Annotated in this window: 23 protein-coding genes, 1 tRNA gene and 1 pseudogene; 10 read left to right on the forward strand and 15 right to left on the reverse strand. The window is 65.1% G+C overall.

Annotated elements, in window-relative coordinates; genetic code table 11:
• Window positions 1-6 precede the first annotated feature (6 nt).
• Both HZB49_RS06435 and HZB49_RS06440 read left to right on the forward strand, forming a co-directional pair.
• On the forward strand, window positions 7-1,182 hold the full coding sequence (locus tag HZB49_RS06435; RefSeq protein WP_291609673.1) for an aminotransferase: 1,176 nt from the start codon (window positions 7-9) through the stop codon (window positions 1,180-1,182).
• Window positions 1,179-2,270, forward strand: coding sequence for a polyamine ABC transporter substrate-binding protein (locus HZB49_RS06440; RefSeq protein WP_291609674.1), 1,092 nt, complete (start codon window positions 1,179-1,181; stop codon window positions 2,268-2,270). Before HZB49_RS06435 ends, HZB49_RS06440 begins: the two co-directional genes overlap by 4 nt.
• Before the next feature lie 114 nt (window positions 2,271-2,384).
• Here the strand turns inward: HZB49_RS06440 and HZB49_RS06445 are convergent, their stop codons facing one another.
• The 6 genes from HZB49_RS06445 to HZB49_RS06470 all read right to left on the reverse strand — a co-directional run bounded on the left by HZB49_RS06445 (window position 2,385) and on the right by HZB49_RS06470 (window position 7,172).
• A complete protein-coding gene (locus HZB49_RS06445) occupies window positions 2,385-3,323 on the reverse strand; it encodes a lipid A biosynthesis lauroyl acyltransferase (RefSeq protein ID WP_291609675.1) in 939 nt (312 codons plus the stop codon).
• Between the two features lie 22 nt (window positions 3,324-3,345).
• Window positions 3,346-4,617 carry a beta-ketoacyl-ACP synthase gene (locus HZB49_RS06450; RefSeq protein ID WP_291609676.1) on the reverse strand — a complete coding sequence of 424 codons (1,272 nt, stop codon included), beginning with the start codon at window positions 4,615-4,617 and terminating at the stop codon, window positions 3,346-3,348.
• Between the two features lie 56 nt (window positions 4,618-4,673).
• Window positions 4,674-5,861 (reverse strand): beta-ketoacyl-ACP synthase, encoded by a 1,188-nt coding sequence (locus HZB49_RS06455; RefSeq protein ID WP_291609677.1) that lies wholly within the window; start codon window positions 5,859-5,861, stop codon window positions 4,674-4,676.
• The gene (locus HZB49_RS06460; RefSeq protein WP_291609678.1) at window positions 5,858-6,328 is read right to left on the reverse strand and encodes a 3-hydroxyacyl-ACP dehydratase FabZ family protein; all 471 of its coding nucleotides are present in this window, start codon (window positions 6,326-6,328) and stop codon (window positions 5,858-5,860) included. Before HZB49_RS06460 ends, HZB49_RS06455 begins: the two co-directional genes overlap by 4 nt.
• A 10-nt stretch (window positions 6,329-6,338) precedes the next feature.
• A complete protein-coding gene (locus HZB49_RS06465; RefSeq protein ID WP_291611112.1) occupies window positions 6,339-6,638 on the reverse strand; it encodes an acyl carrier protein in 300 nt (99 codons plus the stop codon).
• A gap of 207 nt (window positions 6,639-6,845) precedes the next feature.
• Complete coding sequence (locus tag HZB49_RS06470) at window positions 6,846-7,172, reverse strand: hypothetical protein (RefSeq protein ID WP_291609679.1); 327 nt, start codon at window positions 7,170-7,172, stop codon at window positions 6,846-6,848.
• Between the two features lie 204 nt (window positions 7,173-7,376).
• On the opposite strand from HZB49_RS06470, the gene HZB49_RS06475 reads away from it, so the two are divergent.
• Entirely contained in the window at window positions 7,377-8,003 is a 627-nt protein-coding gene (locus tag HZB49_RS06475; protein WP_291609680.1) for a ParB-like protein, read from the forward strand.
• A 42-nt stretch (window positions 8,004-8,045) separates the two neighbouring features.
• Here HZB49_RS06475 and HZB49_RS06480 read toward each other — a convergent pair whose 3' ends face one another.
• The 3 genes from HZB49_RS06480 to HZB49_RS06490 form a co-directional block, all read right to left on the reverse strand.
• On the reverse strand, window positions 8,046-8,630 hold the full coding sequence (locus HZB49_RS06480; protein WP_291611113.1) for a peroxidase-related enzyme: 585 nt from the start codon (window positions 8,628-8,630) through the stop codon (window positions 8,046-8,048).
• Window positions 8,631-8,707: 77 nt separating this feature from the next.
• Entirely contained in the window at window positions 8,708-10,492 is a 1,785-nt protein-coding gene (locus HZB49_RS06485) for a DUF87 domain-containing protein (RefSeq protein ID WP_291609681.1), read from the reverse strand.
• On the reverse strand, window positions 10,489-10,740 hold the full coding sequence (locus HZB49_RS06490; RefSeq protein WP_291609682.1) for a hypothetical protein: 252 nt from the start codon (window positions 10,738-10,740) through the stop codon (window positions 10,489-10,491). The genes HZB49_RS06485 and HZB49_RS06490 overlap by 4 nt, the downstream gene beginning before the upstream one ends.
• A 332-nt stretch (window positions 10,741-11,072) precedes the next feature.
• Here HZB49_RS06490 and HZB49_RS06495 point away from each other — a divergent pair.
• Both HZB49_RS06495 and HZB49_RS06500 read left to right on the forward strand, forming a co-directional pair.
• A pseudogene (locus HZB49_RS06495) lies at window positions 11,073-12,812 on the forward strand (EAL domain-containing protein); the annotation flags it as partial.
• Window positions 12,813-12,979: 167 nt separating this feature from the next.
• A complete protein-coding gene (locus HZB49_RS06500) occupies window positions 12,980-14,239 on the forward strand; it encodes an MFS transporter (RefSeq protein ID WP_291609683.1) in 1,260 nt (419 codons plus the stop codon).
• A 9-nt stretch (window positions 14,240-14,248) separates the two neighbouring features.
• Here HZB49_RS06500 and HZB49_RS06505 read toward each other — a convergent pair whose 3' ends face one another.
• Both HZB49_RS06505 and HZB49_RS06510 read right to left on the reverse strand, forming a co-directional pair.
• Entirely contained in the window at window positions 14,249-14,947 is a 699-nt protein-coding gene (locus HZB49_RS06505; protein ID WP_291609684.1) for a dienelactone hydrolase family protein, read from the reverse strand.
• A 5-nt stretch (window positions 14,948-14,952) separates the two neighbouring features.
• Window positions 14,953-15,084 carry a hypothetical protein gene (locus HZB49_RS06510; RefSeq protein ID WP_291609685.1) on the reverse strand — a complete coding sequence of 44 codons (132 nt, stop codon included), beginning with the start codon at window positions 15,082-15,084 and terminating at the stop codon, window positions 14,953-14,955.
• A gap of 83 nt (window positions 15,085-15,167) precedes the next feature.
• On the opposite strand from HZB49_RS06510, the gene HZB49_RS06515 reads away from it, so the two are divergent.
• Complete coding sequence (locus tag HZB49_RS06515; RefSeq protein WP_291609686.1) at window positions 15,168-15,689, forward strand: helix-turn-helix domain-containing protein; 522 nt, start codon at window positions 15,168-15,170, stop codon at window positions 15,687-15,689.
• A 66-nt stretch (window positions 15,690-15,755) separates the two neighbouring features.
• Window positions 15,756-18,065, forward strand: a complete 2,310-nt coding sequence (locus HZB49_RS06520; RefSeq protein ID WP_291609687.1) for a xanthine dehydrogenase family protein molybdopterin-binding subunit — start codon at window positions 15,756-15,758, stop codon at window positions 18,063-18,065.
• A 4-nt stretch (window positions 18,066-18,069) separates the two neighbouring features.
• Here HZB49_RS06520 and HZB49_RS06525 read toward each other — a convergent pair whose 3' ends face one another.
• Together HZB49_RS06525 and HZB49_RS06530 are read right to left on the reverse strand one after the other, a co-directional pair.
• Window positions 18,070-19,473 (reverse strand): amidase family protein, encoded by a 1,404-nt coding sequence (locus HZB49_RS06525; protein WP_291609688.1) that lies wholly within the window; start codon window positions 19,471-19,473, stop codon window positions 18,070-18,072.
• A 123-nt stretch (window positions 19,474-19,596) separates the two neighbouring features.
• Window positions 19,597-19,670 (reverse strand) — tRNA-Gln (locus HZB49_RS06530).
• Between the two features lie 242 nt (window positions 19,671-19,912).
• On the opposite strand from HZB49_RS06530, the gene HZB49_RS06535 reads away from it, so the two are divergent.
• Complete coding sequence (locus HZB49_RS06535) at window positions 19,913-20,314, forward strand: VOC family protein (RefSeq protein ID WP_291611115.1); 402 nt, start codon at window positions 19,913-19,915, stop codon at window positions 20,312-20,314.
• 86 nt (window positions 20,315-20,400) lie between these two features.
• Here the strand turns inward: HZB49_RS06535 and HZB49_RS06540 are convergent, their stop codons facing one another.
• Window positions 20,401-21,051, reverse strand: coding sequence for a TetR/AcrR family transcriptional regulator (locus HZB49_RS06540; RefSeq protein ID WP_291609689.1), 651 nt, complete (start codon window positions 21,049-21,051; stop codon window positions 20,401-20,403).
• 133 nt (window positions 21,052-21,184) lie between these two features.
• Between HZB49_RS06540 and HZB49_RS06545 the strand changes: the two genes are divergently transcribed.
• Entirely contained in the window at window positions 21,185-23,470 is a 2,286-nt protein-coding gene (locus HZB49_RS06545) for an arylsulfatase (protein WP_291609690.1), read from the forward strand.
• 87 nt (window positions 23,471-23,557) lie between these two features.
• On the opposite strand, the gene HZB49_RS06550 is transcribed toward HZB49_RS06545, so the two are convergent.
• Window positions 23,558-24,130 (reverse strand): invasion associated locus B family protein, encoded by a 573-nt coding sequence (locus HZB49_RS06550; RefSeq protein ID WP_291609691.1) that lies wholly within the window; start codon window positions 24,128-24,130, stop codon window positions 23,558-23,560.
• Window positions 24,131-24,308: 178 nt separating this feature from the next.
• Between HZB49_RS06550 and HZB49_RS06555 the strand changes: the two genes are divergently transcribed.
• Entirely contained in the window at window positions 24,309-24,548 is a 240-nt protein-coding gene (locus HZB49_RS06555) for a hypothetical protein (RefSeq protein WP_291609692.1), read from the forward strand.
• Window positions 24,549-24,683: the final 135 nt, after the last annotated feature.

Here is a 24,683-nt window from a genome sequence, read left to right on the forward strand (position 1 = left end):
CCGTCGATGCCCACCCTGAACAAGGTCTTTGGCGACCTTCCCGTCACCATTTTCGAGGCGATGTCGCAGCTCGCGCGCGACAACAACGCCATCAATCTCGGCCAGGGCTTTCCGGACGATCCCGGGCCTGAGGACATCCGCAAGGCGGCGGCCGATGCCTCGGTGAACGGCTATAACCAGTACCCTTCGATGATGGGTATCCCGGAGCTGCGGCAGGCGATCGCATCGCATTATGGGCACTGGCACCGTCTGAAGCTCGATCCCATGACCGAGGTGATGGTAACCTCGGGCGGCACCGAAGCGCTGACGTCATCGATCCTCGCCGTGGTCGAGCCCGGCGACGAGGTGATCTGCTTCCAGCCGGTCTACGATTCCTACCTGCCGATCATCCGCCAGGCCGGCGGCATCCCACGCCTGCTGCGTCTCGAACCGCCGCATTGGCGTTTGACCGAGGAGATGCTGCGCAGCGCCTTCAATCCGAAGACCAAGGCGGTGCTGTTCAACAACCCGCTCAATCCGGCGGCCGTTGTCTACCCGCGCGAGGATCTCGAATTGCTGGCGCGATTCTGCCAGGAATTCGACTCGATCGCGATTTGCGACGAGGTGTGGGAGCACGTCGTGTTCGACGGCCGCGAGCATATACCGCTGATCACGATCCCGGGCATGCGCGACCGCACCATCAAGGTCGGCAGCGCCGGCAAGATTTTCTCGCTAACGGGATGGAAGGTCGGCTTCGTCTGCGCCGCGCCGCCGCTCTTGCGTGTGGCGTCCAAGGTTCACCAGTTCCTGACCTTCACCACGGCGCCTAATCTTCAGGCAGCGGTGGCCTATGGCCTTACCAAGCCGGATCAGTATTTCTACGACATGCGCAAGGATCTGGCGCGGAGCAGGGACCGGCTGACAAAAGGGCTGGAGAGCATCGGCTTTCCCGTGCTGAAATCGCAGGGCACCTACTTCCTCACCGTCGATCTTTCGCCGCTCGGATTGAACGAAACCGACGAGGCGTTCTGCCGGCGCATCGTCAACGACTACAAGGTGGCGGCGATCCCGGTGTCGGCCTTCTACGAACAGGATCCGGTGACCTCGGTGGTGCGCTTCTGTTTCTCCAAGAGAGATGCCACGATCGATACGGCATTGGAGCGCTTGGCCGATGCGGTGCACCGGCGGAGGGGATCAAGATGATGAAGACCGGTCTTGCCGCTGCAGCCGCGATGATGCTGTCGCTCGCGCCCGCCGCCGCGCAGGAGCGCACGGTCAACTTCTACAACTGGTCGAACTACATGGCGCCTGGCGTCCTGGAGGACTTCACCAAGGAGACCGGCATCAAGGTGGTCTACGACACCTTCGACGCCAACGAGACGCTGGAGACGCGGCTGCTCGCGGGCAAGTCCGGCTACGATGTCGTCGTGCCCACCGGCTATTTCCTGCAGCGCCAGATCATGGCCAAGGTGTTTTCGCCGCTCGACAAGTCGAAGCTGCCGAATCTCGCCAATACCTGGCCGTTTGTGACAAAGCAGCTCGCCGCCTACGATCCCGGCAACAAATATGGTGCCAACTACATGTGGGGCACCACCGGCATCGGCTACAACGTCAAGATGGCCGAGAAAATCCTCGGGCCCGGCGTGAGAATCGACAGCTGGGACTTCGTGTTCAAGCCGGAGAACCTGGCGAAATTCAAAGAGTGCGGCATCCACATGCTGGATTCCGCCGATGACATCCTGCCGGCAGCTGCGAGCTATCTCGGCATCGATCCAAACTCGACCAAGCAAGCCGATCTGGAGAAGGCCGCCGAGCTCGTCAGCAAGGTCCGGCCTTACGTGCGCAAGTTCCATTCGTCGGAATATCTGGGAGCACTGGCGTCGGGCGAAATCTGCTTCGTGGTCGGCTGGTCCGGCGACGTGATGCAGGCACGCAGCCGCGCGACTGAGGCCAAAAACGGCATCGAAATCGGCTACACCATCCCGAAAGAGGGCGCGCAAATGTTCTTCGACAATTTCGCGATCCCGGCGGATGCGAAAAATGTCGCCGAGGCCCACGAGCTGATCAACTATCTCTACCGGCCGGAGGTGGCGGCGAAGAATTCCGACTTTCTGTCGTATGCCAACGGCAATCTCGCGAGCCAGAAGCTGATCGATCCGAAGATACTCAACGACAAGAATATCTATCCCGACGAGGCGACGCTGCAAAAGCTGTTCGTCATCAACTCGCACGATGCCGCCACGCAGCGGATCATCAACCGCTTGTGGACGAAGGTGAAGACAGGACGGTGAGGCTCCTCATCCCGCGGAGGCGCGAAGCGCCGTCTTAAGGGATGGCCATGTCAAGGCTTCATGGTTCGGGACGCGCAGTGTCGCCGCGCTCCTCACCATGAGGTCAACAGAGCTCTACCGCCACCTGCGGTGCAGCCACAGCCACTGGTCCGGATATTCGCGCACCCAGCCCTCGATCACGTCGGTGACGGCCTGCATGGTGCCCTGGATGTCGATCTGACCGGAGGCGTCGCGTACCGGCTTGACCTCTTCGGACAATTCGGCGCGGAAACGGTGGTCGGGCAGGCGGATGATGCGCACGCCGTGGATCGGGCATTCGACCTGGCGCACCAGACGCGCCAGCGTCGGATTGGCCTTGGTCTTGCGGCCGAAGAAGGTGACGTCGACGCCCTTGCTGAACCACTGGTCGACCAGCATGGCGACGTGCTGGCCGCTCTGCAGCGCCTGCCCGAGCTTGAAGGGGGCATCGGGGCCGGCTGGAATCAGCGTACCCATCTTGACCCTGCGTGTGCGCTCGATGGCGCGGTCGGCGGCCTCGCTGTTGGGCCGGCGGAAAAGGATGGCGGCATCGAGGCCGTGCGCGACGGCGCCGAGCGCCGGCAGCTCCCAATTGCCGATATGGCTGGCAAAGAAGATCGCGGGCTTGCCGTCGTCGCGCAGCATGTCGAACAGCTCCTTGGATCGCGGGCTGAATTCGATGCGGCTGGGTTTCTCCGGGTGGGCGGCGTCGTAGTCCCAGATGTGGTCGAGATGGGCGAACTCGGCGCCGACGCGGCCGAGATTGTCCCAGACGCCGGCAAGAATCTTCTCGATCTCATCCGGCGATTTCTCGGGGAAGGCGGCCTTCAGGTTTTCGCGGCCGATGCGATCCTCGCGCAGACGGCGGCCGATGAACAGCGCGGCGCGTCCGAAGAAGTCGGCGGTCTTGTCCGGATCGAACCGCCGCGTGGTGCGCAGAAGCGCGATCGTGAGGCCGCCGACCGCGGCCTCGGACAGCGGCTTGAGGGCGTCGCGCAGGCGCGCCTTGATACGGAGCAGGAGCAGGCGGTTCATCGCGCGGAAACGGCGGGATTGCTCAAGCCGGTTCCCGCGTCAGGATCAGCGACGCATTCTGCCCGCCAAAGCCAAACGAGTTGGACATGACAGCGGTGACGCGGGCATCGCGCGCCTTGTTGCCGACTACGTCGAACGGTATCGCCGGATCCGGGTTCTCGTAGTTGATGGTCGGCGGGATGCGCTGATGCTCCAGGGTAAGCAGCGAGAAGATGGCTTCGACCGCGCCTGCGGCCGAAATGGTGTGGCCGACCGCAGACTTGTTCGACGTCACCGGAATCTTCGATGTGTGCTCGCCGAACACGGCATTGGTCGCCGAATATTCCATCTTGTCGTTTTCCGGCGTGGAGGTGCCGTGCGCATTGATGTGATCGATCTGCTCAGGCGCCATGCCGGCATCCGCCAGCGTCTTGAGCACGCAGCCGATCGCCGGCTTGCCGTCCGGAGAGGAGCGGGTGCGGTGAAAGGAATCGGTCAGCTCGCCGCAGCCGGCGACGACGCCGAGGATTTTGGCGCCGCGGGCGACCGCCGCATCGTAGCTCTCCAGCACCAGCGTGCCGGCGCCTTCGGCCATCACGAAACCGTCGCGGTTCTTGGAGAAGGGCTTCGAGGCCGCCTGTGGCGGATTGTTCTGGGTCGACAGCGCCGACAGCAGCGAGAAGCGCACCATGGATTCCGGATTGACGGAAGCGTCGGTGGCGACGCAGAGCGCCGCATCGGTTTCGCCGCGCCGGATCGCCTCGACGCCGAGCTGGATCGCGGTCGCGCCGGAAGCGCATGCCGTGGAAAGCGAGATCGGCGAACCCTTGGTGCCGTAGGTCTCGGCGAGGTTCCTGGCGATCGAACCGAACATGAAGCGATGGTGGAGGTAGGCGTACCTGCCGCCGCCGGCGACGCGCAGGATCTCGGGGTAGCCGAAATCCTGCTGGCCGACGGCGCGGGCGACTTCGAAGCGCTGCGGCCATTCCACCTCGACCGGAGCCACCGCCAGGAACAGCGGGCCGGGGAAATCTCCCTTGGCGCCGATGCCGGCCTGGGCGAGGGCTTCTTCCGTCGCGATATGGGCGATGCGCTCGGTGAGGGCGGCGGAGGAGTCCGCGGTGACGAAATCGACCGTGCCGGCCATCGTGGTCTTCAGGCCGTCGATCGGAAACCGCGTCACGGTGCGGATGCCGGACTCGCCCGCGGTGAGCCTGTCCCAATTGTCCTTCTTGCCCGCGCCGAGCGAGGTGACGACGCCCATGCCGGTGACGACGACGATCGGCCGACCCAGTTTATCGCGTGGTGCTGACATGAAGTCCCCCGTCAACGTCTGGCGTACGATCCGCAAAGCGAAATCGGACGCAATGATTACTTGACCGCCTCGACCAGAGCGAGGCCCTCGCCCTGCCAGTGGCCGGCACCCTCGACCACAATCTGGTTAGGCGCACCCGCCTTTTCAACCTCGAAACCGGTGGGATCGTTGGGCGGAAACAGCGCGCCGCGGGAGATCGACAGTGCCGCCAGCGCCAGCCCGAGCGGAAACTGGGTTTCCAGCATATGGCCGAAGACCGTCCCAGTGGAACGCACGGCGTAGCCGGGGTGCTTCTGCAGAAAGGCCTTTTCTTCCGAGGTCGCCGGTTCGGCGCCGGTCGCACCGGTGATGAGGCTGCCCGTATCGCCGATTCCGAGTTTCGACCACAGCCGTTCCAGGGAGTTCGTGATCGCACCGGCCTGCTTGCGCGGCGCGAGGTCGGAAACCACCTTGCTCAGCCGAGCATAGGGTTTTGCGCCGCGCGCCTCGGCATGCTCGCGCGATTCCAGCACCAGAAACACGCTGGCCGAGCCGAGCGCAAATCCGCCATGCGTCTTGTCGCGCGACCACAGCGGCGCATATTTGCCCTTCAGGTTGAAATCGGCCAGTTCGTAGAGGATCAGGAGTTCCGGCCGCTCGCCATTGTGGGCAGCGCCGACCAGCGCGATGTCGCTCTCGCCGCTCTCGATGCGGGCGAGCGCGATGCGGGCGGCGTCGATGGATGCGGCTTCCTCGCCCATGAAGGTGCGCGAGGTGCCGCAGACGCCGTGGACGATCGCGATGTTGCCGGCGAGCAGGTTGGAGAGCTGCGCCAGGAACAGCGTCGGACGCAGATCGTTCATCAGCTTCTCGTTGAGGAAGCCCGGCGCCGAATTGCCCTTGGCGTCCGCATTGAGGATCGCGAGATCGACCGCAACGTCGCGCTCGCCGCCGCCGGCCGCGACGATCATGTCCATCCGCGAGAGGAATTCCGGCTTTCCCTTGACGCCGGCAGAATCGAGCGCAAGCCCCGCGGCATAGACGCCGATGCGCTGCCACGTCTCCATCTGGCGCTGGTCGCCCTTTTTCGGGATCTGCGCGTCAAAGGAGACCGGCGCCAGCGGGTGCACGATGTAGGGCGCAAAACGCGTCTCGTCGACATTGACTCGCCCGGCGTTCAGCGCCTCCCAATGCGCATCCAGCCCTTCGCCCAGCGACGACAGGATGCCGATGCCGGTGATCCAAACGTCCTTGGCCTGGCTCATTGCGCGACCGCCTGCAGCGGGAAGCCGATCTTGTTGGCCATCGCATCCATGTGCGTGCGAAAGACGGGATCGGGGAAGGGGGCAAGGCCGAAGGTTATTTCAGCGCTGCATTTCAGATCCTTGCCGATGCGGCCCTTGGCCTTTGCAACGGCGAAGCCGGAGCCCTCGTGCTCGAGCTTGGCTTCGATGGTCAGCAACTGGCCGGGGCTGACGAAACCGCGCATCTTGGCTTCCTTCACGATGGCGAGGAACGGCATGCGTTCGAACTTCAGCACGCCGAGGATCAGCCAGCCGCAGCTCTGCGCCATCGCTTCGGTCAGCAGCACGCCGGGCATGATCGGAAAGCCCGGGAAGTGCCCCTCGAAGATGGTGTGCTTCTCGGGAACCTGGGCTTCGACCGTGATGGTCCCGGCCTCGAGGTTGAGGTCGACGATGCGATCGATCAGCTGGAAATAGTCAAGATTCATGGCCTGCGCTTCAGGTGGCGGCGCCGCCGCCCGCGTTCTTGGCCGCGACCAGTTCGTCGATGCGGTCGGCGAGGTTCTTGAGCACGAAATACTGTTCGGTGGTGGCCTTGCCGTCGTTGACTTCCTGGGTCCACTTTTCGAGCGGCATCTTGATTCCGAACGCCTTGTCGATGGCAAAGGCGATGTCGAGGAAGTCCAGGCTATCGATTCCGAGGTCGTCGATGGCATGGCTCTCCGGCTTGATCGTGTCGCGCGGAATGTCGCAGGTCTCAGCGATAATGTTGGCGATCTGATCGAATGTTGATGACATCATTAAGCCTTTGATATACTGGGGAAAATTCCGGTGATGTTGGGGGACGCAAGAGCCCGTCGCCCCGGAGTGCCCGCTTTCCCTGATCCGGAGTCGAGTGCCCGTATAACGGAGCGTGCGCCTTAGTTCAATGGAGCTTGGCCGGCCCCGCCAGACCGGAATCGGTCGCATTTCCCGGCCTTGGCCGCCTCTGCCGTGGGCGGAAAATCAGCCGCGCGGGACCGAGGAAATCTGGGCGCAGTCGCGGCGCCCCATCAGCACGCAGTCCTGGTTCTTGCGCAATTCGGCGATGCTCAGCGCCAGCCAGATGCCGATCGCCGTCAGTGCGACCGTGAAGGCAAAAGCCGCGAGATTGGCCAGCATGCGGTGGCGGAAATCGTCCGGCTCCTCCGGCCCGCGCTCGTAGCGCGACAGGTCGTTCGCTTCCTGCGGCACGTTCTGCGGCGCGCGGCCGGGCGGCTGTGCCGAGGTACGCGGCCGGAACCTGACGACGCGGTGGTCGTCATCCGAGCTGATGGGCCGCTGGGTTTTCACTGCTGTCGGTCCGAAGACATCTCCCGGCGCTTTTCTAGCACGGGCGGCGAGAGCGTCACAGTGAATGTTGACGTGCCCTCAAGATGATCATGCCCCGTCTTGAAGCATCCCGTCAGGCGCTACGGGCATTTTGCCGCCTCGGTCGCCATGGCATAGTGGAACCTCCGGAGCCCGCAATGCCGTCGCCGAGGGGGAGTTTTGCTCATGGCAAATGTCCGCGAACCCTTTGTCCAGCCCATCCCGATCCTGTCATTGCATCCGACCCAGATGACGGTGGGGATGCGCGAGGTGAAGGAGAAGCGCAAGCGCTGGCGCGAACACAGATCGGACAAGAAGCGTGCCGAGCTACTCGGCAAGCACATGATCCCGGTCGTGCTCGGTCCTGACGAACGCTACTACGTGGTCGACCATCACCATCTGGCCCGCGCACTGCACGACGAGGGTGTGGAGGACATTCTCGTCACCGTCATCGGCAATCTCTCGATGGTCGATCGCGATGCCTTCTGGGGCGTGATGGACAACAAGCGCTGGGTATATCCGTATGACTCAAAGGGCGAACGCCGCCACTTCAAGGACATTCCGAAGTCGATCGCCGATATGAAGGACGATCCGTTCCGCAGCCTTGCCGGTGAACTGCGCCGCGCCGGCGGCTTTGCCAAGGACACGACGCCGTTCAGCGAATTCCTGTGGGCAGATTTCCTGCGCCGCAAGTTGCCGCGCCGGACGGTGGAAGACAATTTTGCCAAGGCGATCAAAAAGGGCCTGGCGCTGGCCAAGAGCCACGACGCGATCTATCTGCCCGGCTGGTGCGGGCCGGCGTCGGACGGCTGATCGGCAGAGCCGTTATCCCCTGCTCGGGCGGTGCGTCCCTGTCTATGCCCCCTTGGGCAGCCGGCCCATCAGGTAAAACTCGTCGTTCGGCCGCATCGCGGTGACGTTGGCCATACGGTTCGACAGGGCGAAGAAGGCCGAGATCGCCGCGATGTCCCAGACGTCGTCATTGGAGAAGCCGTGGGCGGCAAGTGCGGCAAAATCGTTCTCGGAGACCTCTTCCGCCGAGCGGCTCACCTTCATGGCGAAATCCAGCATGGCGCGTTGCCGCGGCGTGATATCGGCCTTGCGGTAATTGACCGCGATCTGGTCGGCAATTTGCGGATTCTTGGCGCGAATGCGCAGGATCGCGCCATGCGCGATCACGCAGTACTGGCACTGGTTCGCGGCCGAGGTCGCCACCACGATCATCTCGCGCTCGGCCTTGGTCAGCCCGCCGTCCTTTTCCATCAGCGCGTCGTGATAGGCGAAAAAGGCGCGGAACTCGTCGGGCCGATATGCGAGCGACAGGAACACGTTGGGCACGAAGCCGGATTTTTCCTGCACCCCCAGGATGCGCGTGCGGATGTCCTCCGGAAGCTTGTCGAGGGACGGCGTCGGAAAACGGTTCGTGGTCGGTTGCGTCATGAAAGTCGGTTGCGTCATGAAAAAGGTCCCGGCTGGTTTTGCCGGGACCTTAATCGAACGCGCTGGCGGCGCAAGGTTTAGCGCAGCGGCTTCTTCAGCAGCGAGAAGCGGTCGGGATCGAGGCCCAGCGAGGGCTGCAGCATCGGGGCTTCCACCGTGCGCGGCGCGGGCGCGGGCGGCGGTTCATAGCGCGGCTCGGGTGCCCGCGGTTCGAGCGGCCGCGTCGCCGGTCCGAAAGTCGGATCGTTGGCGACCTCGCGCTGCGAGGTGGCGCCGCGCCAGCGCTCCAGCACGGCCCCGACGAAGTGCATGTCGTGGCCGGCGGAGACCGACGGCACGGTGCGGATCGTCGCCTCGCTGCGCGGCAGTTGATGCGGCGGCACTTCCTTGAAGCGCAGACGGGTCGGCAGCGCCACGCCTTCGCCGAAGGCCAGCACTTCGCGGGTGCCGAGCGACGGCACGAAGGACAACAGGTTAGCCGCCGCGTCCGACACCGCCGAGCGCAGCAGCGCCTGGTCGCGGTCGTTGGCAAGGCGCATCGAGAACAGCGTGTTGCACTGGGAGATGATGGTGGCATCGAGCTCGGCAGGACGCTGCGTCACGAGGCCGAGATAGACGCCGTATTTTCGGCCTTCCTTGGCGATGCGCGAGATCGCCTTGCGGGTCGGGCCGAAACCGATATTGCGGTCGGCCGAGGCATAGCGGTGCGCTTCCTCGCAGATGAACAGCAGCGGCGAGACGCCGTCGCTCCACAGGCCGAAGTCGAACGCCATGCGGCACAGCACGGACACCACGCTGTCGACCACTTCAGCCGGGAAACCGGCGAGCTGCATCACCGTCATCGGCCGGCCGTTGGCCGGCAGGCGGAACAGGTGACTGATGACCTCGGCCATGGTGTCGCCGCCGACGTTCGCGTTGTCGAACATGAAGGCGTAGCGCGGATCGTTCTTGACGGTGTCGATGCGCGAGATGAGCTTGTGGTAGATGATGCGGGAGGAGCGGTTTTCCAGCTTGCCCATGCGCTCGTCGATCAGCGAGACCAGGTCCTGCAGCCGGTACGGCACCGGCGTGTCGACGGTGTAGCCGATCTGCTTGGGGTCGATGCGCTTGAGGCCGATGCGGTCGGCGTTCTGGTAGGTGGTGTAGATGCCCTTTGCCAGCGGGATCACTTCGGCAAGGATGTCGAGCTCTTCGGGCACGCCGGGACGGCCGGCGAACAGCACGTCGACGATTTCCTCGAAATTGAACAGCCAGAACGGCAGTTTCAGGTTGCGCGGGTTGAGCACCAGCGCCTTCTCACCGAAGCAGCGGCCGTATTCGTTGTGCACGTCGAGCAGGAACAGGCGCAGGTTCGGCCGCGCTTTCAGGATTTCGTTGAGCAGCAGCGAGACGCCGGTCGATTTGCCGACGCCGGTCGAACCCAGGATGGCGAAGTGCTTGGACAGCATTTCCTCGACGTCGACATAGGCGACGACCGAGCGGTCCTGCTGCAGCGTGCCGACATTGATCTGGTCCTGGCCGCTCGGCGCGTAGACGGTGCGCAGCTCCTGGGCGCTGATGAGGTCGACGGTGTCGCCGATGGTCGGATAGTTGGTGACGCCGCGCTGGAATTTCGGGCGGTCGCCGGAAAGGATTTCGCCGAGCAGGTCGACGCCGGCGCTGGCGATGTAACTGTCCGAGGTCGGCACGTCCTCGGTCGTCACGTCGGTGATCATGGCGACGATGGTCGAATTGGCGCAGCGGATCGAGATGAAGCGGCCGACGGTGGCGCGCATTTCCGACATGGGCATGTGGCTGGTCGCCAACAGCCCCACCCGGGCCAGCGAACCGCGCACGGAGATCACACGTCCAAATGATGTCACAGCAATTGTTCCGATACTTCCAGAATGGTGTCCTCGCCATTATCCGGGTGCGGGCTGGACAAACTGTTAAGCCGGCCGGATTCCCGGTCGCTCACATCGGCGGGTTGGCGCTTCCAGGCGATATCTAGGTTAATGCCCTGCGCATTTGCTGGACGGATCAGCGAAAAACGCCGTTCTATCCGCATCGATCGAGCCGGGTCGCTGATCTTAACGACTTGTTCACCATGACCGCCGCTGTCGTGCGACAAAAGGCGCTGGAACTTTTGGCGTCGCGCATGCGCGATGTTAACTGGCCCGAAACCTTTAACCCGCGGCTAACCACAAGTCCTAACGCCACTTCCACTTGTATCGGGCAACGATGCGAGGATCAGGGGCAGGCATGAGCAGGTTCGGCAAACACAGCTTCGGTCGATTGCTGCGCAGCGAGTCGTCGGCGCCTGTGGACGGCGTCGATCCGGCCGAAGGCAAGGCGATGCTGAAATGGCTCGGGCTCGGTTGCGCCGTGCTTGCCGCGAGCATTGCCGCCGGCATGGCGGTTACCACCATGAGCCTGCGCGAATGCGTTCTGCTTGCCGCCGTCGCCATCCTGGCCGTGACGGTCGGGCTGCTTCTCAAGCGCCATCAGGGGTTTCACCGCACGCTCGCCGCCGAACGGCGCCAGCTCCGCACCGCGGTCGACAATATCCCGCAGGGCCTGGTGCTGTACGATGCATCAGCCCGGATCGTCGTCTGCAACCAGCCCTACCTCGACATGTTCGGCCTGTCGCAGGACATTGCGAAGCAGGGCTGCACCATGCAGCGGCTGATTGCGCACCGCCAGGAGACCGGCTCGTTCGACGGCGACGTCGATGCGTTCTGCAGCGCCATCATCCGCAACGTCAGGCTTGGCAAGGCGACGCGCCAGATCACCGAGGCTCCGGGTGGCCGCGCCATCGAGATCGTCAACAAGCCGCTTCCGTCGGGCGGCTGGGTCGCGACAATCGAGGACATCACCCCGCGCAAGCGCGCGGAGGAGAAGATCGCCCATCTTGCTCATTACGACGCGCTCACCGATCTGCCGAACCGCGTGCTGTTCCGCGAGCAGCTGGAGCAGGCGCTGAAGGATATGAAGCCCGGTGCGCAACTCGCCGTGCTCTATATCGACATCGACGAGTTCAAGAGCGTCAACGACGCGCTCGGCCATCCCGTCGGCGACGAGCTGTTGAAGGGCGTCGCCAGGCGCCTGCGCGGCTGCCTCGGCGAGGCCGACATCGCCGCCCGGCTTGGCGGCGACGAATTCGCGATCATCCAGCATGCAGTGCAGGATGCGGCGGATGCCGAACGGCTCGTGGAGGCCATTTACGAGGCGATCCGTGAACCCCTCGAATGCGCCGGACACCTGATCACCACGGACGCCAGCATCGGCATCGCGGTGGCGCCGGGCGACGGCCGCCATCTCGACCAGCTCCTGAAGAATGCGGACCTCGCGCTGTACGGCGCCAAGGGCGACGGCCGTCGCACCTGGCGTTTCTTCGAACCGGGCATGGATGCGCGCGCCAAGGCGCGGCGCACGCTGGAATCGGAATTGCGCCAGGCCATCGCCGACGGCGGCTTCGAGGTCTATTACCAGCCGGTGGTCGATCTCGGCGACAACCGGGTCAGGGGAGCGGAGGCGCTGCTGCGCTGGCGGCATTCGCAGCGCGGCACGATTGCGCCCTCGGACTTCATCCCCGTGGCTGAAGATACCGGCTTGATCAACGAGCTCGGCCAGTTCGTGCTGGAGACCGCCTGCCGGGAAGCGGCGAACTGGCCGCAGCATGTCCGCATCGCCGTCAACGTCTCGCCGGTGCAGTTCCGCAACCCGACGCTGGCGCTGAGCGTCGCCGCGGCTCTTGCGGCTGCCGGCATTGCGCCGTCGCGGCTCGAGCTCGAGATCACCGAAGCCGTGCTGATGCGCGACGACGAGGCAGCGCTCGCCACGCTGCATCAATTGCGCGCGCTGGGCGTCAGGATAGCGCTCGACGATTTCGGTACCGGCTATTCCTCGCTGAGCTATCTGCACCGCTTCCCCTTCGACAAGATCAAGATCGACCGTTCCTTCGTCAAGCATATCGGCGACGAGGGCGCGTCCTCGGCGATCATCCAGGCCGTGGTCAACATCGCCAAGGCCAGCAACATGACGACGACGGCGGAAGGCGTGGAGCAGGAATGGCAGCGCGAGCTGCTGCGCGAACTCGGCTGCACCGAGATGCAGGGCTATCTGTTCAGCCCGCCGGTCTCTGCCGTCGAAATCGCGCGGCTGATGCCTGATGCGCGCGACAAGGCGGCCTCTGCGGCCTGAGTCCATACGCTGCCACATCTGCACCCGCGCGCAGCGCATGCCGGCGTCATTGACACTCCTCCGACCGGCGGCCTAGTTTTTCACAAAATGATTTCGCCGCCGGGGACAAGTTCCCGGCCAACAAGAAACCGGGCAGGGTGGAACGCGATGATCCGCGGCATCGAGCTTTGAGCGAGACTGCGCGCCCTTCCGCGCTTGCGCCCTTCCGCATCCGGAATTACCGATTTCAGTGGCCGGCCGATCTGCTCACGTCGTGGGCGTTCGAGATGGAGCAGATCATCCTCGGCTGGTACGTGCTGGTCGAGACCGGTTCCGTGCTGCTGCTGACTTTGTACGCCTCGTTCGGCTTTGTCGGCACGCTTATCGCACCGATGTTCGGGGTGGTGGGCGACCGCATTGGGCATCGCGACCTGCTGGCCATGATGCGCGCGACCTATGCGGTGCTGGCGGCGACGCTGATGACGCTGGTGCTGACGGGCACCTTGAGCCCGCTCTATGTATTCATCATTGCGATCCTGATGGGCCTGGTCAGGCCGTCCGACCTCGGCGTGCGCGGCGCGCTGGTGGCGACCATCATGCCGCACGATCTGCTGATAGGCGCAATCAGCGTCTCTCGCACCACCATGGACACCGCGCGCATTGCGGGCGCGCTCACCGGCGCCGGACTGTTCGCGGCGCTCGGCATGGGCGTGGCCTATGCCGTGATCGTCTGTCTCTATATTTCGGCCACTGTGCTCACGCTGTGCGTGGTTGCGCCGCGCAAGCCGCATCCGGTGACGGATGCGGCCGGCGACGTGCTGCGGGTCTCGCCGCTGCGCGACCTGAAGGAGGGCGTGGCCTACATTTGGACCACGCCGCGGATGCAGGCGGCGATGTGGGTCGCTTTCCTCGTCAATCTGACCGCCTATCCGCTCTCGAACGGGTTGCTGCCCTACATCGCCAAGACCATTTACGGCACCAACCAGACCGGGCTCGGCTATCTATCGGCGAGCTTTGCGATCGGCTCGCTGGCCGGCTCGCTCGCGCTCAGCATGATCGGCGGCGTCCGCGCGGCGCGGCTGATGGTGGCCTCGACCGTGGCCTGGTACTCGGCGCTATTGGTATTCGTGCAGATGCAGACCGTACCGACGGCGATCCTCTGGCTGCTGCTGACGGGCTTCTGCCAGAGCCTCTCCATGATCTCGGTCGCGGTCATCCTGATGCGCGCCGCCGGCGAGCATTTGCGCGGCCGCGTGATGGGCGTGCGCATGATGGTGATCTACGGCCTGCCGCTCGGGCTGCTCGCCGCCGGCAGCCTGATCGAGGAGATCGGCTTTGCCGCCACGGGCACGATCTATGCCGCGACGGGGATCGCGATGACGCTCGCGATCGTCGCGCACTGGCGCGCCGAATTGTGGCACCTGCATGCACCGGGCAATGCGCGGTAGCCTCCGAACCTAGCTCGCCAGCCGCGTCCTGAAGAACGCCAGAATCTCGTCGCGCGCGGCTGTTGTCGGTTGGCCGGCCCGGTCGATCAGATGCTGGGTGACGACGCTGTGCGGGTAGGGGACGTGGCGGGCGAAGAACGGCGAGACGTCGCTATTGGCAGCCTCGTCCGGCAGCTCGCGTCCGACGAAGCGGTTGCCGAGCGCCGCGACATAGGCGGCAAAGCGTTCGGCGCGGCAGATCTTGTCGCCCTTGAAACGGTAGGCGAGCACTGTGAGGTCCTCGCGGTCGAGCCGTTCGCGCACCGCGGCGAGCTCTTCCGGCGCGATCTCGAGGCCGGCCGGCTCGCGCAACGGCAGCGACGGCTGCGACAGCACCGGCGCCAGCATGGCGGGCTCCAGCATCATGGTGAGCGCAAAATTGCCGGTAAAGCACATGCCGATGGCACCGACACCGGGGCCGCCGCATTCATCGTGGGCCAGCCGCGCCAGCGCGCGCAGCCATTGCGTCACCGGGCTCGACTGGTTTGCCGCCATGGCGCGGAATTCCGCGCTCATGCAGGCGCGCTGGAACACCGCAGCGCCTTCTTCGGCGTCGGGCACCGCGCCGTCGCGGCCGAACAGCGAGGGCATGTAGACGGTGAAACCGGCATCGCGCACCCAGCGGGCAAAGCGTGCGACATGCGGGCTGATGCCCGGCATCTCCGTCATCACGATCACTGCGGCCCTTTGCCCGCGATATAGACGCGCTTGGTGGCTTCGTTGAGGCGGATGTCGCGGCGCGCGAAATCCTCCAGCGGGTCGTCGATGTTCATGCTGCGCCCGGAAGCGGCGCCTGTATCGGCCATTGCGTTGGTCTCATTTAAGTCCATATTATGAACTCAGGCTTATACAGGCTAAATCCAGAAAAGCAACTCAGAAGATGGATGCCATGACGGAAGCCCCCGTAATCCGCCGCTCGCCGGTCAAACCCAGCGACTGCAACCTGGCGCGCAGCTTCGAGCTGATCGGCGACCGCTGGATGCTGTTGATCCTGCGCTCGGCGATGTATGGCGTGCGCCGCTTCGACGACTTCCAGGCCGAGCTCGATGTGCCGCGCAGCGTGCTGAGCGCGCGCCTGGCGGGCCTCGTCGATGCCGGCATCATGGAGAAGCGCGAGTATCGCGAGGAGGGGCAGCGTTCCCGCGTCGAATATCCGCTGACGAAAATGGGCCGCCAGCTCGGCCTGCCGTTCTTCGCCATGACCGAATGGGGCGACCGGTGGCTTGGCGAGGGCGAGCCGCATTTCGGCCTGCGGTCGCGCGCGAACGGCCAGAAATTGAGGGTCGCGCTGGTCGACGAGCGCGGTAAGCCGGTGAAGCCGGAGGATATCCAGTACGTGGTGGACCAAAGGGTGTGGCCGCAAGAAATGCCTGACCAAAGGGCGGACAAGGCACGCCGCAAGTCCGGCTGATGCGAGGCGCTCCGGCGCTGCCATGCAGGCGTTGCCTTTGCAGGATTCCCGCTCCATACATCTGGTATGACCGGGAAATTGCTGGGCCGCAGCATCAACCGCCTCGAGGACGAGCGCTTCGTGCGGGGACGCGGGCGCTATGTCGCCGACCTGCCCGCGCGGAATGCGCTGCATGGCATCGTGGTCCGCTCGACGCATGCGCATGCGCGCATCAAGGGTGTCGATGCGGATGCGGCGCGCAGGATGCCGGGCGTGGCGGCCGTCTACACCGGCGTCGATCTCGCCGCTGACAATATCGGACCGCTGCCATGCGGGGTAAGCAACATCGCCATGGCAAAGCCGCTGGTCGTGCCGCCTTGCCATGCGCTGGCGCGGGATGCCGTCCGCTATGTCGGCGAGCCCGTTGCGTTCGTGGTCGCGGAAAGCGCGGAGGCCGCGCGCGATGCGGCCGAGGCCGTTGTTGTCGACTACGAAGCATTGACGCCGGTTGTTGCAATCGCCGATGCCGTTCGGCCGCAAAGTCCGGCGATCTGGCCGGAGGCTGCCGGCAACATCGCCTTCGTCTACGATCGCGGCGAGATGGCACAGGTCGAGGCGGCGATCCGCGGCGCCGCCCATGTCGTGGAATGCGAGCTGGTGAACAACCGCGTGGTGGCGGCTTCGCTGGAGACGCGCGGTGCGCTCGGCGAATACGATGCCGCGAGCGGCCGCCTGCACCTGACGGCGTCAGCGGCCGGTGCCCACGGGATCCGCGACCTGCTTGCGGCTTCCGTCTTCCGCATCCCTCGCGAACAGCTGCGCGTCAGCATTCCCGATGTCGGTGGCGGTTTCGGGATGAAGAACGTGCTCTATCCGGAATGGGTGCTGGTGCTGTGGGCGGCGCGGCGCCTGAAGCGCCCGGTGCAGTGGATAGGAGAGCGTAACGAAGAGTTCACAGGCTCCGTGCACGGCCGCGACAGCCTCGTTCGCGCCCGCCTTGCGCTGGACAAGGACGGCAAGTTTCTCGCGCTCGAAGCGCATGTGCTCGCCGATATGGGCGCCTATGTCTCGACCGTGGCGCCTGTGGTGCCGACCATGGCCATGGGCAGCGCGATGGGCGGCGTCTACGACATTCCCTTGATTGCGTTCCAGACCAGCGGCGTCTTCACCAACACGACCCCGGTCGACGCCTATCGCGGCGCCGGCAAGCCCGAGGCGAACTATCTGATCGAGCGGTGCATCGACATGGCGGCCGCGCAGCTCGGCATGGATGCGCTAAGACTGCGGCGAAAAAATATCGTCCGCCGCTTTCCGCATCGCTCCGCCATGGGGCTCTCGATCGAGCAGGGCAGTTTTGGCCATGCCATCGACCTCGCGATCAGGGCGGCCGACGGCTTGAAGGCGCGCCAGCGGGAATCGCGCCAGCGGGGCAGGCTGCGCGGCATCGGCTATGCCTGCTTTCTCGAAACCGCGCGCGGCCAGCCCAACGAGGTGGCCGAGCTGCAGGTGACCGAAGAGGGCCACATCGACATCAAGGTCGGCACGCACTCCAACGGCCAGGGCCATGAGACGACCTACGCGCAGATCGCGGCCGATGCGCTCGGTCTGCCGATCGAGCTGTTCGTTTTCCGGCAGGGCGACACCGACGATCTCGACAGCGGCGGCGGGCACGGCGGCGCGCGCTCCATGCACCAGGGCGGCACGGCGGTGCTGATGGCGGCCGAAGGCCTGATCGACAATGCGCGGCGGCTTGCCGCGCGTTTGCTGCAAACGAGTGCCGAGGCTGTCGCCTACGAGGCGGGCATGCTCAGGGTCGCCGCCACCGGACAGGAGATCAGCCTGGAGGAGGTGGCGCTCATCTCCCGGGAAGCGCCGGAGGACGACGTCGCGCCGGGCCTCGCGCACAAGGCGACGCATATCTGCGACCAGTACACCTTTCCCAACGGCTGCCATGTCGCCGAAGTGGAGATCGACCCGGAGACGGGCGAGGTGAGGCTCGACCGCTACGTCATCTTCGACGACTTCGGCCGCCTCCTTGATCCCCGGCTCACCCTAAGCCAGGTGCATGGCGGCGTGGTGCAGGGCATCGGCCAGGCGCTGTTCGAAGAGGCGCGTTACGAAGCGGAGACCGGCCAGGTTCTCTCCGGCTCGCTGATGGACTACGCGCTGCCGCGCGCCGACGACATTCCCGCCTTCGAGGGCGACCTGACGCAAGACTTTCCCAGCCGCGCCAACCGCCTCGGCGTCAAAGGCAGCGGCCAGGCCGGCGCCATCGCCTCACCCGCCACCGTCATGAACGCCGTGATGAACGCGCTGGCGCCGCTCGGCGTGACGCATCTCGACATGCCCGCGACGCCGTCGCGGGTGTGGGAGGCGATAGGGGCGGCGCGGGGCTGAGGACTCAGCGCGGGTCGATCGGCGTGAAGGTGGACGCGCGCGCCTCTATGGCTTCGCCGGCGGCAAGGCACACATCCTCGCGGAAGCGGCCGGCGACCACCTGGACGCCGACCGGCTTGCCGCCGGCAATTCCGGTCGGCACCGCGAGGGAGGGAAAGCCGAGCGCGGGGATGGCCAGCAGCGAACGCTGGGCGTCGATCAGCGCGCGCACCACGGCATCGTCTTCCTGATCCTGCCCGAAGCGGAACGGCAGTTGCGCCGACACCGGCAGGATGATGACCGGATACCGCTCCTGGAACAATTGCCAGGCCCGGATGATGCCGAGCCGCTGCTCGAAGCAGGCCAGCACTTGATCGCCGTCGAGCTCGGGGGCGTAGGCGATGTGGCAGTCGAGATTGTAGCGGCTCCTGGCATCGCCGAACTTGCGGATCAGCGGCGCCAGCGCGCGGCGCTCTTCGTTGATGACGAGGCGATGCCAGACATCGGCGGCTTCGGCCAGTCGCGGCGGCTCAACTTCCTCGACGGCAAAGCCGGCTTCGGCGAGCCATCGGCCGGCGGCCTCCACGGCTGCGATCACTTCCGGTGCCTCGTCGCCGAAAGGCGAGGGCGCAATCGCAACGCCGATCGGTCGGTTGAACTCCGGCCCTTGCAGCGGAACGGGCATCCAGGTGCCGTCGCGCATGTCCGGCTGCGCCATCGCGGCAAGCGCCAGCCGCACGTCCGCAACCGAGCGCGCCAGCGGCCCCTGCACGGACATCAGCTGCGCGGTGATCGGGCGATCGGCCGTTGCGGACGGATTGAAAGCGGGAATCCGGCCCGGGGTGGGGCGCAGGCCGGCAACGCCGCAGGCATAGGCGGGATAGCGGATGGAGCCGCCGAAATCATTGCCGTGCCCGATGGCGCCCATGCCGGCCGCAACCGCGGAGGCCGCGCCGCCGCTCGAGCCGCCCGGCGTCAGGCCCTTGTTCCAGGGATTATGTGTAGCGCCATGCAGATCGTTGTCGGTGAACCAGCGGTGCGAGAAGGCGGGCGTATTGGTGCGGCCGACGATGACGGCGCCCGCCTTGCGCAAATTCGCGACCACGGGACTGTCCTCGGTCGCGATCACATTGCGGAATTCGACGACGCCGTTGGTGGTGGCGCAGGCGCGCTGATCGACATTCACCTTGGTCGTGACGGGCACGCCATGCAGCGGCCCGAGCCTGTATCCGGCCCTCACCGCAGCGTCGGCCACGTCGGCGGCGGCGAGGGCCTCCTCGGCGAGCACCTGCACGATCGCGTTCAGCGCCGGATTGACCTGCGCGATGCGATCGAGCGTGGACTGCACGGCTTCCCGGCTGGAAATATCTCCCGACGCGATCGCACGCGCGAGCTCCGTCGCCGACCAACGCCACAACTCTGGCTTCATCTGTCCATTCCTCCCGGCAAGTTGGATACGTTAGCCGGGAAGCTCGGCGGACGCGAAGAGCGCAGGCCACCCCGGCGCGAAGCTGGGATGGGAATTGCAAAACTCGCGGGTCGCGGGCGATGCTGGCTGGGGAACCTGGATTCGAACCAAGACAAACAGAGTCAGAGTCTGTTGTGCTACCGTTACACCATTCCCCAATGGATTATCCCGTTAAATCAATAGCTTATTTCGCTATCCGGGTAAATCGCATGCGGCGGGAACAGGACAAATCACTGCCCGCTGGTGGCAGCGTTCTACTCGCTTGATCCCGCCCTTGGCAAGCGCGGAAGCGCGGGCATTTTTGCGGTTCGGCGGTCCGGGAAGGGGCGCTTCGGATCGCCACGCATATGCTGCATCGGCGGGTTATGCTCGCCGACCCCTCTCTTCGAAATTCGAGGCAATCGTGAACGAACCCCATCCGCGTTCGCCGTTTCAGGCCATTCAATCAATCGACTACACCGTGATCTTCGTGCGCGACATGACGGCGATGCGCCGCTTCTACGAAGATGTTCTCGGCTTTCCCTTGCTGCGCGAGTTCACCGGCTGGTTCGAATACGGGATCGGCAGCAACACGCTGGCGCGGCCGACCCGCACCGCCAGGGATGCGCCGGTGCCGAATGGCAGCGCAGCGCTGCAGCTTGCTTTCAAGGTGTCGCCGCCGCAAGTCGATGCCTGCGCCGACGAACTCGTGCGCAAGGGCGTCGCCCTGCTGTCGCCGCCGACCGATCAGCCCTTCGGCCACCGCACGGTGTTCTTCCGCGATCCCGACGGAAATTTGCTGGAGGTGTATGCGGAGTTATAGACCCCCGTCATTCCGGGGCGGTCCGAAGGACCGAGCCCGGAATCTCGAGATTTTGGGTTCGTGCTTCGCACGCCCCGGAATGACACCTAACCCATCTCCGCTTCCAGCAATTGCCGCAACAAACCGCCGAGCCGCACTTCCAGCTCCTTGTCGTGCAGCGACAGCGGGCCGGGATTGTTGAGGATGGCGTTGACCAGCGTGCCCAGCACGACCTGGAAGCCGAAGGCAATCGCGCGGGTCTTGGCGGCGCGGCGGCCCTTGCCCATGGCGGGCAGCAGAAGAGGGGTGGCGCGTTCGGTGTTGGCGCGGGCGAGCTGCTTGAACGCCGTCCACTTGTCGGGCCTGTTGTCGTCATGCTGCAGCGCTGCGCGCAGCACGCCCTCATGCGCCCGCATCCAGCCGATCACGCCGCCGACCAGCTGGCGGCAGCGTGCAGCGAGATCCGCGTCCCGTCCGGTTGTGTCGGCCGCCATCTGCGCTATCCGGCGTTCGCCGTCGCGTGCGGCGAGCGCCATCAGCGCGTTGAAATAGGCCTCCTTGCTCTCGAAGCGGCTGTAGAACGCGCCGACGGTGGCGCCGACCTCGGCGCAGAGCGCCTCGATCGACAACTCGGCAAGGCTGCGCCTGCGCAGCATCTCCGCGCCGGCCGCCAGCAACGCGCCCGTGGTCTCGCGGCTGCGCTTCTGCCGCGACGGGGTCACGCCCGGCAGGTCCAGTTGTTCCGAAAAGGGCCGCATTGCCGCTTGCATCTCCGAATATTCATAACCATAATTCGGATTATGGTTTGGGGCAATCCCGTTCCTCGGCGTGAACCGGGGAGGGCGCGAGCTGCGGATCAACCGCCGCCGCAGACAAGGCAGGGAGGAAAGCATGAGCGCTGACGACGCAAGGCCCTTCGGCGGCACGATCGGCAAGACCGTCAAGGATTCGAAGCCGTGGTGGCCGCAGGCGAAGAAGCCGCCGGCGGGTGCGCCGAACATCCTGGTCGTGCTGTTCGACGACGTCGGCTTCTCCGATTTCGGCTGCTACGGCTCGGCCATCAGCACGCCGACCATCGACAGGCTTGCAGCGGAGGGCCTGCGCTACACCGGCTTCCACACCACGGCGATGTGCTCGACCACGCGCGCGGCGCTGCTCACCGGGCGCAATCACCATTCCGTCGGCGTCGGCTGCCTCGCCAATTTCGATTCCGGCTATCCCGGCTATCGCGGCAAGATCGCGAAGGAGGCGGGCACCATCGCCGAGATGCTGCGCGCCCACGGCTACCGGAACTACATGCTCGGCAAATGGCACGTCACGCCCTTGACCGAGAGCGGCGCCACCGGGCCGTTCGACGGCTGGCCGCTCGGCCGCGGCTTCGACCGCTTCTACGGCTTCCTCGACGCCGAGACCGACCAGTATGCGCCCGAGCTCGTCTCCGACAACGCGCACATCGATCCGCCCGGCACCTATGAGAGCGGCTATCACCTGACCTCGGACCTGATCGACCAGTCGATCCGCTTCATCGCCGATCATCTCGCCGACCGGCCGGACCTGCCGTGGCTGACCTGGGTCGCGCTCGGGGCTTGTCACGCACCGCACCAGGCGCCGGCCGATCTCATCAGGGGGTATGACGCGATGTTTTCCCATGGCTGGGACGTCGAGCGCGAACAGCGCATGGCGAAACAGAAGTCGATGGGCGTGGTGCCGCAAGGGACAAGAATGCCTGTTCGAAACGACGGCGTGAAGACGTGGGAGGAGCACTCCGACGACGAGCGGCGCGTCTTCACACGCCTGCAATCCGCCTTCGCCGGCATGCTCGACCATGCCGACCAGCACCTGGCGCGGCTGGTCGCCTTCCTCGACGAAGCAGGCGTCCGCGACAATACGTTGATCATCGTGATGTCCGACAATGGCGCGAGCCAGGAGGGCGGGCCGCTCGGCTTCATCAATGCGATGGGACCGTTCAATTTCCGCCCCGAGCCGATGCCGGAGAAGCTGCGCCGCATCGACGACATCGGCGGGCCCGACACCCACACCAACTTTCCGCATGGCTGGGCAATGGCGTCGAACACGCCGCTGCGCCGCTACAAGCAGAACACCCATGGCGGCGGCATCCGCGATCCCTTCCTGATGTGCTGGCCGAAGGGCATCAAGGCCAAAGGCGAGCTGCGCCACCAGTTCGTGCATGCCTGCGATCTCGTGCCGACCCTGCTCGAGTTGATCGGCGTGGATGCGCCGGCCAGCATAGCGGGCGTTCCGCAGATGCCGGTCGAGGGTGTCAGCTTTGCGCCGTCGATCGCCAACCCGGCCGTGCCGTCGAAGAGCGCATCGCAATATTTCGAGATGTTCGGCCATCGCGGGCTCTGGAAGGACGGCTGGAAGGCGGTCTCCTTCCATCCTTCCGGCACGCCGTTCGAGAACGACAAATGGGAGCTGTTCCATCTCGATCGCGATTTCTCGGAGGTCGACGATCTCGCGGAGAAGGAGCCGGAGCGGCTCGCCGACATGATCAAGCTGTGGTGGGCCGAGGCGGAGAAGCACAATGTGCTGCCGCTCGACGACCGCTTTGGGCCGCGCTTTGCCGAGAACGCCGCGCGTTTCCACGGCGAGCGCAGCCGCTTCACCTTCCACGCCGGCATGGGCCATGTGCCGACCGACGTGGCGCCTGACGTGCGCAGCCGCAGCTACACCATCGAGGCCTTTGTCGAGATCGGCGACGGCGACGAGGGCGTGCTGATCGCCCATGGCGATGCGACCTCCGGCTACAGCCTTTATGTGAAGGACGGTCATCTCGTGCACGACCTCAATATCGGCGGCGGCCACGAGATATTGCGTTCCAGCCGCAAGGTGCCGTCGGGCGCGCGCCGGCTCGGGCTGCATGTCGAGCGACTCGTGCGCAGGGAGCCGCCGGCCAAGGGATCGCGTACCGGTTTCAGCGAATACACCCTGCTGATAGACGGCGAACCCGCCGGATCGATGCAGACCCAGTTCGCCTTCAACACGCTGATCTCGTGGTCTGGCCTCGACATCGGCCGCGACCGTGGCAGCCCGGTGTCGCACTACAATGCGCCGTTCGAGTTCACCGGAAGATTGCTGCGCGTGACCGTCGTCATGCACGACGACCAGAAGCTCGACGGCGAGGGTGTGGGCAAGGCCGAGATGGCGCGGCAGTAGAACGGAGCCGTCATTGCGAGGAGCCAACGGGTTCCGCGAACGCGCGCCCGATGACAGGCTTCGCTTCGCTCGCAATGACGGAGAGGCTTACTTGATCTTCTCATACGCCACGGCGAAGTCGGCGAGTGGCATCGGGATGGTGATCGTTTCCCTGGCCAGCGTCTGGAACGACACCTTGAGCTGCTTGCCGGACTTCATCGCCGCCAGCAGGTCGGGGGTGACCGCCGTGTTGGCAAAGCAGCCGCGCGCCTCGCAGGTCTGGACCGGCAGGTCGACGCTCTTGCCGTCATCGACCTGGATTTTTGCCCCGGCCGGCAGGTTGAGTCCGAGCGGCAGTTGCACCAACACGACCGGGGCACGGCTGTCGCCGGGCACGCGGATATTGACGAGCACGATCAACTGGCCGGTCCTGGTCATCACCGCGGTCTGCTCGATGGCGCATTCCAGCGGCGCCTCGCGGCTCGCGCTGGTGCAGCGCGCATTCCAGCCGGGCTGGGGCGGAGCGACCGCTTGTGCCGCTTCGCCCTGCGGCGTTGCCGGCGGCTTCTGCCCGGCCGGCGGCGGCGTCTTGGCCTTGGACTGCTGCGCCAGCGACTGGCGCGGCAAGCCCGTGCCTGTCATGGCGGCGGCGATGGCGATGGCAACGAGAAATCTCTTCAACTGACCGGCTCCGGACTGAACGACCTTCGGATGGGCCTGGCAACCGGCAAAGTCAAGGCGTCCGGCTGCTAGCCTGGCGGACAGCTGCGACGCGCACGCAAGGCGCACGGGCCGTTGCAAAGGGCAACGGGCTCGTTCATATCGGCGCGCCAATTTTCCAGATGAGGAGCGGTCAGCGATGGAAGAACTCAACGGACGCATGCTTGCGTGCCAGATCCTGATCACCGGACTGATCGCGCGCGTTGCCAACGATCAGCGCGATCCCTTGCGGTTCCTCAGCGACTTTCGCGACGAGGTCAAGGCCGTGGTGAAGGGCGTCAACATATCCGGCATGGAGAACACCGAACGCGTGCGGCAAGTGGCGTCGCGGTGCATCGACGAATTGTTTTCGCTGATGAAGCCGCCGAGCAGCGAATGATCGAGGAAACCTCTCGAGCGTCGATTTGGAATCGTTCTTAGAGCGCTTAGAAAAGTTGACGATTAGAATCGTTTGAAGCCACAAACTTAGAATCTATTTCAACTACATCGATTCAAGCGGGTAGTTGCGCTCATC

This window comes from Bradyrhizobium sp., from assembly GCF_016219575.1.
In the GTDB taxonomy this organism is placed as follows: domain Bacteria; phylum Pseudomonadota; class Alphaproteobacteria; order Rhizobiales; family Xanthobacteraceae; genus Bradyrhizobium.